Raw genomic sequence first — 16,077 nt, forward strand, 5'->3', positions numbered from 1 at the left:
AGGACGACGCCGATCTTGCGCCAGCCGTAGGCGCTGACTTGCCAGCGAAGGCGTCCGCAAGGACAACACAGGGCTCAAGGGCCTCTTCGCCGGCAAGCCGGCTCCTACACGGGCAGCGTTGATATGGGGGGCGGCGTATCTGTTGCGCGCTCAGCAACCGCTGCTGACGGGGTGCTGCTACAGCAGCACTGGCCCTCGCCACAGTCTCTGGCATAGCCCCTCAAACCCCACGCCTGCGGCCTCTGCGGTCCATGGCATGGCGGTTGCAATCACCCCTGACAGGCGTCTTCGCACCCGCGCGGCGCAACGCGTTACTGAATCAGGAGCACCCATGAGCACTGAATTTTTCTGGCGCCTGCCGCTGGGCACCGACGGTCCGCAGTTGAGCACCGACAAACACAATCGCGGCAATCCCCAACACCGTCCCGGGCATATCGCCCCCGGGCGCTTGCCCAATGGCGAGGCCGACGGTTTCACCTACATCGACTACATCGCTCAGGTGGCCAAGGCCGCCGAGCTCGCAGGCTTCGAGGGCGCGTTGCTGCCCACCGGACCCGAGCCGTGGATCGCCGCCGCCGCTCTGGCCCGGGAAACCCGACGCATCAAGTTTCTGATCGCCTTCCAGGCCACCTGGACCCTGCCGGCCTATGCCGCCCAGCAGGCGGCGATCCTGCAGAACCTCAGCCACGGCCGCCTGGACTGGAACATCATCACCGGCGGCAATCCGGTCAGTCAGCGAGCCAATGGCGACTACCTGGAGCACGACCGGCGCTACCAGCGCACCGGCGAGTTCCTCGACATCATCCAGGGCCTATGGGAGAACGAGCGCTTCTCCTACGACGGCGATATCTATCAACTGGAGAACGGCGCCCTGCCCCCGGGCCTGCAACATGAACGCAAGCCCGGGGTGTATTTTTCCGGTTTCTCCGACGCGGCCCTGGATGTGGCGGCCAAGCATGCCGACGTCTACCTCAACTGGGCCGAGCCCATCGACCAGCTCAAACCGCATATCGAGCGGGTCCGGGAGCTGGCGGACAAGCAAGGGCGCACGGTGCGCTTCGGCCTGCGGGTCGATCTGTTCGCCCGGGAGACCGAGGAGCAGGCCTGGGCCGATCTGCGCCGGCAGTTCGACAAGCTCGAAGGCAAGAGCAGCCTGATTGCCAAGAACTTCACCAGCGGCTCCGATTCCGTGGGCGGCGCCCGGCAGACCGCCTATCACCAGAACATCGATCGCTTCGATGACCTGATCCTCGGCCCCAACCTCTGGGCCGGCTTCGCCAAGGCCAAGCCCGGCCCTACCGTGGGCCTGGTGGGCAGCCACCAGAACATCGCCGAGCGCCTGGTGGAGTACCGCGACGCCGGTTTCTCCACCTTCATCCTGGCCGGCAACCCGCATCTGGAAGAAGCCCTGCGCATCGGCCAGGAAGTGCTGCCCCTGGTGCATCAACGCCCCGTCGCCCAGGCGACGCCCTTGCAGGCGCGTGCCTGACGCCTTAAGGAGCCCGTTCATGTCTCATCCTCTGGATACCCTCTGGTACACCCGCTGCCCGGTCCCCACGGGCCTGGGCATCGCCGTGCAGCAAGGCTGGCTGCAGGACAGCCTCGGCGCCCTGGGCACCCAGGTGCAGTCGCTGCGCGAGTCCCTCGACCAGGCCGTGCGTGAATCCCACTTCGACCACAGCCTGCGCAACTCGGTGCGCCACGGCGGCAGCATCCCGGCCCTGTGGGCCCGGGCCCAGGGCCGGGAAACCCGGCTGATCGGCCTGTCCTGGGCCGACGAGGTGCAATTGATCCTGACCCGCGCCGACAGCGGCATTCACAGCATCAAGGAGCTCAAGGGCCGGCGTTTCGGCTTGCCCGACTGGGCCGCCGCGCAGATCGACTTCACCCGCGCCCAGGCCCTGCGCGGCCTGGAAAATGCCCTGAGCCTGGACGGCCTGCAAGTGGGCGACCTGCAACTGGTGAACTACCGCTACGGCGGTACCTTCAGCGACCCGCTGGTGCAAACCCTGGCCGACACCCCGGTCAGCGTCCAGCCCGCCAGCGGCCGCAACCTGGAACTGCAGGGCCTGTTGCGCGGCGAGGTCGATGCAATCTTTCTCAAGGGTGCCAGCGCCGCCCGTCATGCCCATGAATTCGGCCTGCGCACTTTGATCGACACGGGCGCCCACCCCGACCCGCTGATCCGCTGCAACAACGGCACGCCCCGTACCCTGACGGTGGACAGTCATCTGCTGGAGCAGCACTTCGACGTCGCCAGGGGCATTCTCGGCGCGGTGCTGCGGGCCGAAGACTGGGCCCACAGGCACCCGGAAGACACCCGCCGCTACCTGGCCCGGGAAACCAACAGCAGCGAGTACTGGGTCAGCGCCGCCTATGGCGATGACGCCCATCTGCGCTTGCGCACCGGCCTCGACGAACAGGCCATCGACGCCTTGCAGGACTTCAGCGCCTTCCTGCGGCGCTGGCGCTTCATCCCGCAACAGGTCGACGTGCGCCAATGGATCGACCGCCGGCCGCTGGATGCGTTGCTGGCCACCCCTACCGCTCTGGCCGGCTGACCGCGCCAGGTTTCATGGATTCGAACTGAAGACCCTTATGAGCAAACCACTCGATACCCTCTGGTACACCCACAGCCCGGTGCCCACCGGGCTCGGCATCGCGGTGCAGTCCGGGCGACTGGCGCAAGCCTTCCTGCCCTTCGGCACCAATATCCAGTCCCTGCGCGAATCCAGCGAACGCGAGGTGCGCGAGGCTCACTACGACCACCACCTGCAGAACTCGGTGCGCCACGGCGGCAACATCCCGGCCATCTGGGCCTATTCCAGCGGCGTGCAGACCCGGGTCCTGGGGCTGTCCTGGAGCGACGAGGTGCAGTTGATCCTGACCACCGCGGAAAGCGGCGTGAAGAGCATCCGCGACCTGAAGAACCGGCGTTTCGGCCTGCCGAAATGGGCCAACGTGCAGATCGACTTCACCCGCGCCCAGGCCCTGCGCGGGCTGGAGAACGCCCTCAAGCTCGAAGGCCTGGCGGTCAGCGACGTCGAACTGGTGGATTACCCCTACGGCGGCACCTACAGCGATGAGCAGAAACAACACCTGTACGGCTCCGAAGTCAGCCTCGGGGTGACCCGCTTCAGCCGGCGCAACAACGAACTGATCGGCCTGCTGCGGGGCGACATCGATGCGATCTTCCTCAAGGGCGCCCACGCCGTGCACCTGGCCAATGAGTTCGGCCTGCAAGTGGTGGTGGACACCGGCTCCCACCCCGATCCGCTGATCCGTTCCAACAACGGCACGCCACGGACCCTGACCGTGGACACCCACCTGCTGCGCGAGCACTTCGATGCCAGCGTGAAAATCGTCGACACCGTGCTGCGCACCGAACAGTGGGCCTGGGCCAATCCCGAAGAAACCCGGCGCTTTCTGGCCCGGGAACTGAACACCAGCGAATACTGGGTGGCAGCAGCCTATGGCGAGGACGCCCACCGGCGCCTGCGCACCACCCTGGATGCCCGCTCCATCGAAGCCCTGCAGGACTTCACCGATTTCCTGCACCGCTGGCAATTCATTCCCCGGCGTTTCGACGTGCGCGAATGGATCGACTTCAGCGTGCTGGAGACGGTCATCGGTTCCACCTCCCGAGTGGCGGTGTAACCCCGCCCCACTCCCCCGCACGAACTGACGGGGGAGCTGCACATAACCACGGCACCACGCTCTGCGTAGGAGCTGGCTTGCCAGCGAAGGCGTCGGCTCAGGCGATGCATGTCTCACAGGCCTCTTCGCCGGCAAGCCGGCTCCTACACAAACAGATGCACCACGCCCCCCCGTAGGAGCTGGCTTGCCAGCGAAGGCGTCGGCTCAGGCAATGCATGTCTCACGGGCCTCTTCGCCGGCAAGCCGGCTCCTACACAAGCAGATGCACCGCGTCCCCCCGTAGGGTCGCGGTCGTTGCTGGTGTGGCAACAGTCGAGCGAGCAATCGGTGCTGCTCCAGCAGCACCAGCCAAGCAACTTCTGCTGAATCCTGCGCAGACTGTTTTACACCTTTGCATCGCAACGCTTCAGCCCCGCCAAACACCCTTCCAGAACATTCCATAAAATTATAAATAATCGTTATTTTTCAATATCTTGATCAAACTAACACTTACCCAAAAAACCCTCTAAGCCTCTTGGCACGATCTCTGCTCTAGCCCTCTTAGCGAAACTTTAAATGGGGGAGTTCAACATGCATACGCTTAATCCGATCACCAAGAGTCTATGGCTGGCACTGGCCCTCACTGGAGGCACACTCAGCCAGGGGTTGCTGGCCGCTGAAACCACCGACACCGACACCACCAGGAACAGCACCGAACCCGCCTTGAAGACGGTGACCGTCACGGCCCAGCACCGGGAGGAAACCCTGCAAGAGGTTCCGGTGGCGGTGTCGGCAGTCCAGGGCACCAGCCTGGTGACCGACGGGGTACGCAATATGGGGGACATCACCACCTTCATCCCCAATGCCTCGGCCAAGAACCCCGACGGCGACGGCCGCCCGCGCTGGTACATCCGCGGCCTGGGCACCGGTGATACCGGGGCGGCCACGGTGTTCCCGGTGGGCATCTACGCCGATGACGTCTACCTCAACGCGCCGATCGCCGGCGGCGGGCCGCTGTTCGACCTGGAGCGCATCGAGATTCTGCGCGGCCCCCAGGGCACCCTGTACGGCAAGAACACCACCGCCGGTGCGGTCAACGTGATATCCAAGAAGCCGACCTTCGACACCGACGGCTACGGCACCCTGGGCATCGGCAGCAAGAGCGAACGCATCCTCAATGGCGCCATTGGCGGCGCCCTGGTGGATGACCGGCTGGCGGCGCGGCTGTCGCTGTATTCGGAAGAGCGTGACGGCTTCCAGAAGAACCTCACCGATGACCACAGCTACGGCGACGTCGACAAGAAAGCCGTGCGCCTGCAGTTCCTGGCCAAGCTCAACCCGGACCTGGACGCCCTGCTGAAGATCCACGCCCGGGAATACAAGGGCGACGGCAGCAACGGCTCGCTGCCGGTGGGCCGCTACTACAACGTCGGCTATCAACGGCCCAACGGGCGCAATATCGCCCTCAACGTCAACGAGGACGCCAAGCTTGATCACGACGGTACCTCCCTGACCCTGAACTGGCGCCTGGGGGACTACACCCTGACCTCCATCAGCGCCTACGATTACATTCGCGGGCAGTCCACCAGCGATGCCGACTACACCCCCTACGAGGTCAACGGTGCGGCCATCAGCGACAACCGCTACAACCAGTACTCTCAGGAACTGCGCCTGGCCTCGCCACAGCAGGAAACCCTGCGCTGGCTGGCAGGGGTGCACTACTTCCATGAAGACCTGGACAGCTCGGCCAAGCGCCTCATCACCCCGGGGCCCACGCCCAACGGCACCGGTTCCAACCAGACCGGCGGCGCCACCGACTTTCGCGACCTCAACTACCAGCACAGCACCGACAGCTACGCGCTGTTCGGCAACCTGACCTACGACTTCACCGACGATTTCACCGTGACCGGCGGCCTGCGCTGGACCCAGGAAAAGAAAGACATCGACCTGGACCTGACCCAACTCACCCGGGCCACGGCCAACGGCCCGCTGATTCCCCTGGGCGCCGCCGGCAGCAACGGCAGCCGCGACGAGAGCAAGACCTGGGAAGCCTGGACCTACGATCTGACCCCGGAATACCGGATCAACGACAACGTCCGGGTGTTCTTCCGCTACGCCCACGGCTTCCGTTCCGGGGGCTTCAATACCGGGCTCTCCACCAGCCTGGCGCAATTGACCACGGTGGACCCGGAGAAACTCGACGCCTACGAAATCGGCCTCAAGTCGGAATGGTTCAACCACCGCCTGACGGCCAACGCCAACGTCTTCTACTACGACTACTCGGACATCCAGGTGAACCTGTTGACGGTCAACAACGGCGTGCTCACTACCGCCCTGACCAACGGCGCCAAGGGCAAGGTCAAGGGCGCCGAGCTGGAGCTCGAAGGCCAGCCCACCGACTACCTGCACTTGCGGGCGGCGATCTCGTTCCTGGATACCGAATACACCGACTTCAAGAACACCAACCCCAACACCGGCGCGGTCACCGGCGACTACAGCGGCAACAGCTTCGTGCGCTCGCCGCGCAACGTGGTGTCCCTGGGGGCCGACTACACCATTCCCCTGGAAATCGGCGGCAAGCTGGTGGCCGGCGGCGACCTGAGTTTCCGTGACAAGGAATACTTCCTCGCCGACCGCCAGAGCAGCGCCGACAAGACCCTGAGCCAGCCCCACTACACCCTGGCCAACACCCGCCTGACCTGGTTCAGCCCGGATGAAAAGCTCAGCGTCACCGGCTTCGTCAACAACCTCACCGACCGCCGCTACCAGGTCCATGGCCGGCCCAACGGCACCCTGGGGCAATACGTCATCACCTACGGCGACCCGCGCACCGTGGGCCTGAGTGTCACCAGCCGCTTCTGAGCCCCGCGGCGAGCCCCCGAACCCTGATTTCCGGGCTGCCGGTATCGCTAACCACCGCCCACCCCCACCGTGCAGGAGCCGGCTTGCCGGCGAAAAGGCCCGCAAGCCTTGCGCCGTCCATGACGACGCCTTCGCTGGCAAGCCAGCGCCTACCGGGGCGGACAACCCGAACCCTGATTTCCGGGCTGCCGGTATCGCTAACCACCGCCCACCCCCACCGTGCAGGAGCCGGCTTGCCGGCGAAGAGGCCCGCAAGCCTTGTGCCGTCCATGACGACGCCTTCGCTGGCAAGCCAGCTCCCACGGGCCGGTTGGGGTCATCCATTTCAGAAGGAATCCGCAGATGTTCCATCGCAATCCGTTGGCCGGCGCCGTGGCGCTGGTCGTCGGCAGCCTTGCCGTGCCCGCGTTCGCTGCCCAGACCTCAAGCAATGCCCCCGGCGCCAGCGCCGATCACCTGGATACCGTAGTGGTCCTGGGCACCCGCCGCAGTGACGTTACTGCGCTGCAAAGCGCCGCGCCGGTGGACGTGCTGTCCGCCCAGCAGTTGCAGCAGACCGGCGCCAGTGACCTGTCCGGTGCCCTCACCGCCCTGTCGCCTTCGTTCAGTTACCCGCAGTCGCCCCAGGGCGCCTTCGCCGGCTCCATCGCCCAGGGCGCTTCCCTGCGCGGCCTGGCGTCGGACCAGGTGCTGGTGCTGGTCAACGGCAAACGCCGCCACACCAGCGCCAACGTCACCCGCCAGAGCCTGGTCAACGGCCGGGGCGCCGCCGCGGTGGACTTGAGCCTGATCCCCCTGAGTGCCATCGAGCGGGTGGAGATCCTGCGCGACGGCGCGGCGGCGCAATACGGCTCCGACGCCATCGCCGGGGTGATCAATATCGTGCTCAAGGAAAAGGACGACGGCGGCAGCATCGGCTATCGCTTCGGCGGCTACGACAAGGGCGACGGCCTGCAACGCAAGCTCAGCGGCTGGAAAGGCTTCAGCCTGCCCAACGATGGTTTCCTGACTTTGAGTTTCGACGCCGGCAGCCAGGACCCGGCCAGTGACACCAACCCCGACAACCGGATCTTCTATCCCGGTTCCACCAGCACCAACACCCCCCGGGAGCAGAACAACCGCTACCGCACTTGGCGCTGGGGGGCGGGCAATGTCTCGGACCAGTACAACTTTGCCGCCAACAGCGAGTTCGGCCTGAGCGAGGGCCTGACCGCCTACGGTTTTGCCACCTATTCCCACAAGAACACCGACGCCGAAGGCTTCTTCGACCCGCCTACCACCTTGCGCAACAACTACGGCAGCACGGCCCTGCAACGCTACCCCGACGGCCGCCTGCCGATTACCCGCTACGCGCTGGAGGACTATGCCCTGACCGGCGGCCTGCGCTACGAGGACGAACGCCTGGGCAAGTTCGATCTGGCGCTGAACCACGGTGACAACAGCCTCAAGTCCGCCGACCGCAACGCCATCAACCCCAGCTGGGGCGACGCCAGCCCGGCGAAGATCTACACCGGCAAGCGCGAGGCCGACCAGACCAACCTGACCCTGGACTGGGTGCGGGACTTCCCCACCGACCTGCTGTTCAAGCCCCTGACCCTGTCGGCGGGCCTGGCCTGGCGCCAGGAGAACTATGAGCTCAGCGCCGGCGAGGCCGCAGGCTGGCAGAACGGGCCGCTGTTCAATACCGTCGACCCGATCACCGGCCGACGCATTCCCGGCTACTACTCGGGCATCACCCAGGTCGACGCCGCCTCTCTGGAGCGCAAGGTCTGGGGCGCCTATATCGACGTCGAAGGCCAGATCACCGAGAAGTTCCAGGCCGGGGTCGCGGTGCGCACCGAGCACTACTCGGATTTTGGCGACACCACCAACGGCAAGCTGTCGCTGCGCTACGACTTCACCCCGCAGCTCGCGGCTCGGGCCACTGCCAGTACCGGCTACCGAGCGCCGTCCCTGGTGCAGAGTGGGCTGTCCTCGTTCAGCGTGCAGGTGGTGGAGCAACCGCCGGGCAGCGGCAACTACGTCGAAGTGCAACAACGCACCCTGCGCGCCGACAGCCCGCAAGCCAAGCTGCTGGGGGGCAAGGCACTCAAGCCCGAAGAGTCCACCAACTACTCCCTGGGCCTGGTCTGGCGGCCCCTGGCCAACGCTTCGGTGACCCTGGATGCGTACCGGATCAACATCGACAACCGCATCACCCTGTCCGACCAGTTGCCGGCCTCGGTGGTTACGCCGATCTTTGCCGGCACCCCTTACGCCAACATCCAGAGCGCTGCCTTCTACACCAACGTCGCCGACACCCGCACCGATGGTGTCGAGCTGACCGGCAACTACCAACTGGACCTGCAGCAATGGGGGCGTCTGAACCTGTCCAGCGGTTACAGCCAGAACAACACCAGGATCACCGCCCTGCGGGACGTGGGCAACATCGCCGGCTCGCAGATTGTCGGTCGCACCACCCAGGGCCTGATCGAGGACGGCACACCGAAGAACAAGCTGACCCTGAGCGCCAACTGGCTGTATGACAGCTGGGGCCTGACCCTGGCCCAGCGCCGCTACGGGCAATGGAAAAGCCTCAATGCCAGCAACCCGACCCTGGACCAGACCTACAGTGCGCAATGGGTCACTGACCTGGACATTTCCTATAGCTTCGACAAGTCGCTGAAGCTGTCCGTGGGGGCCATCAACCTGTTCGATACCCACCCGGACAAAGCCTCCGGGGCGCAGTTGTATGGCGTGCCGAAATACTCCATCACCAGCCCCGAGGGGGCTCAGGGCGCGTTCTACTACACCAGCATCAGTTACGACTTCTGAGACCTGACTGCTGCTGGGGTGCTGCCCAGGCAGCAGTGGCTGCTGCCCAGGCATCACAATGTAGGAACCGGCTTGCCGGGGAAGAGACAATCAAGACCTGCATCGCCCTTACGGACGCCTTCGCTGGCAAGCCAGCTCCTACAGCCGTCAGATAGACCCTGCAGTTCCCCCGTAGGAGCCGGCTTGCCGGCGAAGAGGCCCGCAAGCCATGCAGCGCCTGGGGCAACGCCTTCGCTGGCAAGCCAGCTCCTACAGCCGTCAGATAGACCCTGCAGTTCCCCCGTAGGAGCCGGCTTGCCGGCGAAGAGGCCCTCAAGCCATACAGCGCCTGGGGCGACGCCTTCGCTGGCAAGCCAGCTCCTACAAAGGCGGGATGGCACAGGTCTTGCGACAGGCATCGGGTACTTCGCCGATATAAGACCTGCCATGGCTCATTCCTTGCGCTACACGTTCACTTCCCTGTCCTGGCTGATCTCGCCCCTGGCCCTGTTGCTGCTCTGGACCCTGGTAGCCGACGCCGGGATCTTTCCGCGCAATCTGCTGGTGCCACCGGCCCAGGTGCTGCAGACCTTCGAGGCGCTGCTAGCCAGTGGCGAACTGTGGGAACACTTGCACAACAGCCTGTCCCGCCTGGGCCTGGGCTTTGCCCTGGGGGCCCTCGGGGGCCTGGTGTTCGGGGTGTTGATGGCGCTGTCCAAGAGCGTCGAGGCCTATTGCGCGCCGCTGTTCCATACCCTGCGGCAGATCCCCAGCATCGCCCTGATCCCGATGTTCGTGCTGCTGCTGGGCATCGATGAAACCTTCAAGATCGTCATCGTCGCCAAGACCGCGTTCTTCCCGGTGGCCCTGGCCGCCAGTGAGGGGGTCAAGGCCATTCCCCGCAGTTACTTCGAGGTGGCCGAGGTCTACCGCCTGCGCTGGCCGACCCTGGTGCGTGAAATCGCCCTGCCCGCCGCGGCGCCGCCGATCATCACCGGGCTGCGCATCAGCCTGACCCGGGCCTGGGTGGTGCTGGTGGCCACCGAGTTGCTGGCCGCCGACAGCGGCCTGGGACAGATGATCGAAATGGCCCGGCAGATGCTGCGCATCGACGTGGTGATGGTGGGGATTCTGGTCACCGGCGTGATCGGCTTTGCCCTGGACTTTTCCTTCCGCCGCCTGGAGCAGCGTGTGCTGCGCTGGCAGACCCGTTAGGAGCCCCCGCATGACCTCTTTAATAGCCAAGTTTCGCGGCCTGTTGCTGCCCCTGTTGCTGATCGGCGGCTGGGAGTACCTGTCCCGCCAAGACGCTGCCGGGGCCTATGCCTTTGTGCCGCTCGCCACCATCGGCAGTGCCTTGCTGGAACTGCTGGGCAACGGTGAGTTGCTGGTCAATCTGCTGGCCAGTCTGGGACGGGCCAGTGGCGGCCTGATGCTGGGCACGCTGTGGGGCGTGCTGCTGGGCGCCCTGATGGCTCAGTCGACCCTGGTCAACCGCCTGGTCGGGCCGCTGTTTCACGCCCTGCGCCAGGTACCGATGCTGGGCTGGATTCCACTGATCGCCATGTGGTTCGGCAACGGCGAGTTCTCCAAGATGCTGATCGTCAGCCTGGCGGCCTTCTACCCGATGGTGCTCAACACCTACCAGGGTTTCAGCCAGGTGGAGATCCGCTACCGCGAAGTGGGCCAGGTGCTGGTGCTGGGACCCTGGCAACGGCTGCGGCATATCCTGCTGCCGGCGGCCCTGCCCAGTATTGCCACCGGCCTGCTGCAGGCCCTGGCCTTCGCCTGGGTCACGGCGGTGGGCAGCGAACTGTTCCTGTCCTCCGGCGCCGGCCTGGGCAACCTGATGATGAATGCCGAGGCTGGCTCGCGCATGGAAGTGATCGTGCTCTGCGTGCTGTGCATCGGCCTGTGCGGCTACCTGATGACCCTGCTGCTGACCCTTCTGAGCCGCCGCCTGCTGCGCTGGCGGCCAACCCGTTAAGGCCTCTCCCATGAATGCAATCGCCCAACACGCCCCACTGCAAAGCCGCCAGCAACAGTCCGGCGCCCTTGAAATCCGCGGCTTGAGCAAGCGCTACCAGATCCAGGGCCAGTCCCTGCCGGTGCTGCAAGGGATCGACCTTGCCGTGCGCCCCGGTGAGTTCATCAGCATTGTCGGCGCCAGCGGCTGCGGCAAATCCACCTTGCTGCGGCTGATCGTCGGCCTGGAAGGCGACTACCAGGGCCAGATGCTCCTGGACGGCAAGCCGGTGACCGGCACCAGCCTGGAGCGCGGCATCGTGTTCCAGGATCACCGACTGTTTCCCTGGATGACCCTGACCCAGAACATTGCCCTGGCGCTGAAGAATCACCCCCTGTCCGAGGCCGAGAAACAGCAGCGGGTGGCCGAGCATATCGCCCTGGTCAACCTGCAAGGCTTCGAGCAGGCCTATCCCCATCAACTGTCCGGCGGCATGGCGCAACGGGGCGCCATCGCCCGTGCCTTGATCAACCAGCCCAAGGTGCTGTTGCTGGATGAGCCCCTGGGAGCCCTGGATGCCTTGACCCGGGTGCGTTTGCAGCATGAGCTGCAACGGATCTGGGTGCAGCAGCGCTGCACGGTGATCATGGTCACCCATGACATTGAAGAAGCGCTGTACCTGGGGGATCGGGTGATCGTGATGGACGCGCACCCGGGGCGGATCAAGCATGAGATTCGGGTCGACCTGCCCCATCCGCGGGACCGCAGCTCAGCGGTGCTGCAAGGCTACAAGGAGCAATTGCTGGAGGAATTGGTCGGGCATTGATTGTCGGGCTGGCGCCGCGATTACGTGGGCGCCGTAGGCGCTGGCTTGCCAGCGAAGGCGTCGGCCGTTTTGGTGCAAGGCTTGCGGGCCTCTTCGCCGGCAAGCCGGCTCCTACAAGGGGAGCCGGGGTTGCGCCGGCAATACGGGGGGTCAGGCGTGGGACCAGCGTCGGTGCAGGGCGCGGGCGCAGGCGTCGAGGGCAAATCCGAGGACGCCGATCAGCAGCACCATGGCCATCAGTTCCGAGTAGGCCAGGCGATCCCGGGTGTCGAGGATGAAATAGCCCAGGCCAGCGCTGACACCGAGCATTTCGCAGGGCACCAGGACGATCCAGAGGATGCCGATGGACAGTCGCACCCCGGTCAGCACATGCCCCACCACGCCCGGCAAGATCACCTTGCGCAGGGTTTCCCAACGGGTGGCGCTGAGGCTGCGGCTCAGTTGCAGCCAGCGCGGGTCCAGTTGGCGCACACCGGCCGCGGTATTGAGCAGGATCGGCCACAGGGCGGCGAACGCCAGGAGGAAGTAGATCGGTTGGTCCCCTACCCCCATCAGCATCACCACCACGGGCATCCAGGACAGCGGTGAAATCATCCGCAAGAACTGGAACGCCGGGGTGGTGGCCGCCTCCAGGTGCCGGTAGCTGCCCACCAGCAGACCCAGGGGCACGCCGATCAGCAAGGCCAGGAGCAGGCCCACGAGGATGCGCTTGAGGCTCACTGCAATGTGTTCATACAGCTCGGCGCGACCCAGCAGCTCCAGCAGGCTGGCGAAGGTCGCTTCGGGTGAGAAGCGTGCGGCGAGCCCGTCGCCGCCGCCCAGCAGATGCACCCCCAGCCACCAGCCCAGCAACAGGCTCGACAGCCCCGCCAGGCCCAGGCCCCAGTGACTCAGTGCCGAAGGTTGCTTGTCCATCAGAGACCAAACTCCTCGCTGCGCTCAAAACTCTCCGCCAGGCCGAAGGCCTTGAGCCCGCCCACCGAAGCAATGGCGTTGCGCACGAAGCGCTCGTCCACCAGATCCTGGGCGGTGTGCGCCGGGTCGAGGCCGGCGAGAAAGCCCTTGTCGCCCTCGATCAGGGTGTCCTTGAGGCGCTTGACCAGCTCTTGGGTATAGCTGGGGAACGGATACGGCTGGAAGTCGATGCGCGACTCGTCCCAGTGGCTGTGCTGAATCGCGCCGCTGGCCAGGTAGGCCTCGCGGTCGCTGGCCGCCGGCGCCAGCACCCGTTTGAGCACTTGCGGCGCATGGGGTGTGTAGCGGTTGCTGCCGTCCTTGGACAGCAGCTGCGCCGCCTCGGCGCGGTGATCCCGGGTCCAGAGCTGGGCCTTGACGATGGCGTTGACCACTTTCTGCGACCACTCGGGGCGGTTGTTCAGGTCATGCTCGTGCATGAATACCACGCAGCAGGCGTGGTTGCGCCAGACATCCCCGGTGAAGCGCTGCACCCGGCCGACCTTGAGTTCCTCGGCCAGGGCATTGAAGGGCTCGGCGACGATGTAGCCGGCAATGCGTTTGCTGGCCAGGGCCGGAGGCATGTCCGAGGGCGGCAGCACCAGCAGGTTGACCTCGTTGGCGCCCAGGGTGCTGCCGGCGGCCTTGCTCACCGGCACCAGGCCGTTGTCGCGAAACAGTTGCTGCACCACCACGTTGTGGATCGAGTACCAGAACGGAATCGCCACCGACTGCCCCGCCAGTTGCTTGACCTCGGTAATGCCCGGGGCCACGGTCAGGCCGGAACCGCCGACGTGGTTCCAGGCCACCACCTTGGCCGGCACCCGACTGCCGTAGCGGGCCCAGACGGTCATCGGCGACAGCAGGTGGATCACGTTGACCTGCCCGGAAATGAACGCCTCGATCACCTGGGCCCAGCTGCGCAGCAGCACCGGGCGTTCGGCCTGGATGCCCTCGGCCTCGAACAGGCCGTTGTTATGGGCCACCAGCAAGGGCGTGGCGTCGGTGATCGGCAGGTAGCCGATGCGTACCGGCGCATCCGGCTCCTGGGCGGCGCGGGCGTGCAGGCTGTTGAGCAGCGGCAAGGCGCCGCCGGCGGTCAGCAGCGCGCTGAGTTTGAGGAAGTCACGACGCGTGTGAGTGAAGTCGTCCAGGCACATGGTCAATCTCCGACGGTGCAGGCAATGGGGAATTAAGGGGATTGCGGCTCGCCCGCCGAAGGGTTTTGAGAATCTCGATACGCAGGGCGCCCAGTTCCTCGATCCGCTCGGCACGGGGCGCCGGCAGGTCGATGTGCCACTGGCCGAGGGTGCGCGCCGGGCTGTTACCCAGTAGCAGCACCCGATCGGACAACAGCAGGGCTTCGTCGATGTCGTGGGTGATCAGCAACGCGGCCGTGCGCTGTTCGCCGATCACCTTGAGCAGCAGTTGCTGCATGTCGGCCCGGGTCACCTCGTCCAGGGCGCCGAAGGGTTCGTCCAACAGCAAGACTTGCGGCTGCCGGGCCAGGCAGCGGGCCAGTGCGGTGCGCTGGGCCATGCCGCCGGAGAGCTGGGCCGGATACTGCCGACGAGCGTGGTCCAGGCCAACGGCGCTGATGGCGTGGTCGATACGGGCCTGGCGCTGCCCCTGGCTCAGGTGCGGCTGGCGAGCAAAATCCAGGCCGAAGGCGACGTTGTGCTCCAGGGTCAACCAGGGCAACAGACTGGGGTCCTGGAAGGCCACCGCGACCCGAGGGTGAGGTCCGCTGAGCACTTCTCCCAACAGGCTGACCTGCCCCTTGTGGGGCTGCTGCAGGCCGGCCAGGACCCGCAACAGGCTGGACTTGCCGACCCCGCTGGGGCCGAGGATCGACACCACTTCGCCGGCTTGCAGTTGCAGCTCGAAGTCTTCCAGCACCGTGTGCCAGCCCTCGGCCCCGGGATAGCCCAGGCTGATGCTCTGTGCGTTCAACAACGGGCTCATGCTGCGTTGCGCGCCTGGCGCTGCAGTTCGGCACGCAATTGCACCAGGCTTGGCGTGACGATGGGCACAAAGGCCGACTCGCGCCAGCGCCGGGCAAAGCCGCTGCCGAATTCGTTGAGGTAGGCCTTGCCGCCACTGGCCTGCAACTCCAGTTGCACGGCGTTGGCAGTGGCCTCGGCCAAGGCGATGCGCACCCGGAACAGCGCTCCGGGCTGGGTCAGGAAGCGCCCGTCGAGCAGACCGCTCTTGAGCTCGGCAACGGTCTGTTCCAGGTGCTGGCGCTGCTCGTGCAACGGCTCCATGAGGATCGAGCGGGCGCCCTGGACATGGTTTTGCACTTCGCTAAGAGCCCGGCGCGCCAGGCCGATGGCCAGGGCACATTGCAGACCGAGAAAGGCCGGGCGCACGGCCGGCAGGAATACCCGGGCGTCCTCGTGCAGCAGCCAATCTCGCGGGACCTGCACCTGGCTCAAGTCCAGGGCTGCAGTGTTGCTCGACTGCAGGCCCATCAGTTGCAGATCGTCGGAGCGCTGCAGCCCTGGCAAGGCGTCGGGAATCGCCAGAATAAAGGGCGCACCGCCCTCCTCGTGCTCGATGGCCGCCGCCACCACGAAACCGCTCTTGCGCAGGTTGGTGACCCAGTGCAGGCGGCCGTTGAGGCTCCAGCCCTGGCCCTGGTCCCGGGCCTTGACTTGCAGCGCCTCGATCCCGGACAGGAACTTCATGGCGTTGGACAGCCCGGTGGCTCCGGCCAGCTCGCCACTGAGCAGCGATGGCAGCAAGCGCTCACGCAGCGCCTGGTTGGGACTGTGCAGCAGGTATTCGATAAAGGCCCGCTGGCCCCAGAACACAAAGGCGGCCGCCAGGGAGTGACTGGCCACCGCGGCCATGACTTCCAGGGCATCGGTCAATTCACCGCCGCTGCCCCCCTGCTCCTGGCCGATGCCGACCCGCAGCACATCGGCCCCGGCCAGTCGGGCGAGTACCTGCTGGGGATCGCAGTGACCCTGGTCCAGCGCCTGGGCCTGGGCATCCAGCCATTCACTCAAGTGTGCACTGAGCATGTGGTTTTCTC

12 protein-coding genes are annotated in these 16,077 nt (G+C 65.7%); 8 read left to right on the top strand and 4 right to left on the bottom strand.

Annotated elements, in window-relative coordinates; translation table 11 throughout:
• The first annotated feature begins 331 nt into the window (after positions 1-331).
• The 8 genes from FW796_RS20415 (at position 332) to FW796_RS20450 (ending at position 12,083) form a co-directional block, all read left to right on the top strand.
• A complete protein-coding gene (locus FW796_RS20415; RefSeq protein ID WP_123727344.1) occupies positions 332-1,489 on the top strand; it encodes an LLM class flavin-dependent oxidoreductase in 1,158 nt (385 codons plus the stop codon).
• A 19-nt stretch (positions 1,490-1,508) separates the two neighbouring features.
• Positions 1,509-2,561, top strand: a complete 1,053-nt coding sequence (locus FW796_RS20420) for an ABC transporter substrate-binding protein (protein ID WP_346632901.1) — start codon at positions 1,509-1,511, stop codon at positions 2,559-2,561.
• Positions 2,562-2,598: 37 nt separating this feature from the next.
• On the top strand, positions 2,599-3,657 hold the full coding sequence (locus tag FW796_RS20425; RefSeq protein WP_123727342.1) for an ABC transporter substrate-binding protein: 1,059 nt from the start codon (positions 2,599-2,601) through the stop codon (positions 3,655-3,657).
• Between the two features lie 570 nt (positions 3,658-4,227).
• Positions 4,228-6,498 carry a TonB-dependent receptor gene (locus FW796_RS20430; protein WP_446439909.1) on the top strand — a complete coding sequence of 757 codons (2,271 nt, stop codon included), beginning with the start codon at positions 4,228-4,230 and terminating at the stop codon, positions 6,496-6,498.
• Between the two features lie 342 nt (positions 6,499-6,840).
• Entirely contained in the window at positions 6,841-9,312 is a 2,472-nt protein-coding gene (locus tag FW796_RS20435; protein WP_346632899.1) for a TonB-dependent receptor plug domain-containing protein, read from the top strand.
• A 426-nt stretch (positions 9,313-9,738) separates the two neighbouring features.
• Positions 9,739-10,506: an ABC transporter permease gene (locus FW796_RS20440; protein ID WP_404939819.1), complete on the top strand. Its 768-nt coding sequence runs from the start codon at positions 9,739-9,741 to the stop codon at positions 10,504-10,506.
• A gap of 10 nt (positions 10,507-10,516) precedes the next feature.
• Positions 10,517-11,278, top strand: coding sequence for an ABC transporter permease (locus FW796_RS20445; protein ID WP_446439910.1), 762 nt, complete (start codon positions 10,517-10,519; stop codon positions 11,276-11,278).
• Between the two features lie 10 nt (positions 11,279-11,288).
• Positions 11,289-12,083 carry an ABC transporter ATP-binding protein gene (locus FW796_RS20450; RefSeq protein WP_346632896.1) on the top strand — a complete coding sequence of 265 codons (795 nt, stop codon included), beginning with the start codon at positions 11,289-11,291 and terminating at the stop codon, positions 12,081-12,083.
• A gap of 150 nt (positions 12,084-12,233) precedes the next feature.
• Here the strand turns inward: FW796_RS20450 and FW796_RS20455 are convergent, their stop codons facing one another.
• The 4 genes from FW796_RS20455 to FW796_RS20470 are packed head-to-tail and all read right to left on the bottom strand — an operon-like array spanning position 12,234 to position 16,066.
• Complete coding sequence (locus FW796_RS20455; protein WP_446439911.1) at positions 12,234-12,998, bottom strand: ABC transporter permease; 765 nt, start codon at positions 12,996-12,998, stop codon at positions 12,234-12,236.
• Entirely contained in the window at positions 12,998-14,197 is a 1,200-nt protein-coding gene (locus FW796_RS20460; RefSeq protein WP_346632894.1) for an ABC transporter substrate-binding protein, read from the bottom strand. Before FW796_RS20460 ends, FW796_RS20455 begins: the two co-directional genes overlap by 1 nt.
• Entirely contained in the window at positions 14,163-15,002 is an 840-nt protein-coding gene (locus tag FW796_RS20465; protein WP_446439912.1) for an ABC transporter ATP-binding protein, read from the bottom strand. Before FW796_RS20465 ends, FW796_RS20460 begins: the two co-directional genes overlap by 35 nt.
• On the bottom strand, positions 14,999-16,066 hold the full coding sequence (locus FW796_RS20470) for an acyl-CoA dehydrogenase family protein (RefSeq protein WP_404939815.1): 1,068 nt from the start codon (positions 16,064-16,066) through the stop codon (positions 14,999-15,001). Before FW796_RS20470 ends, FW796_RS20465 begins: the two co-directional genes overlap by 4 nt.
• Positions 16,067-16,077 lie beyond the last annotated feature (11 nt).

The sequence above is a fragment of the Pseudomonas sp. 910_21 genome, assembly GCF_052850735.1.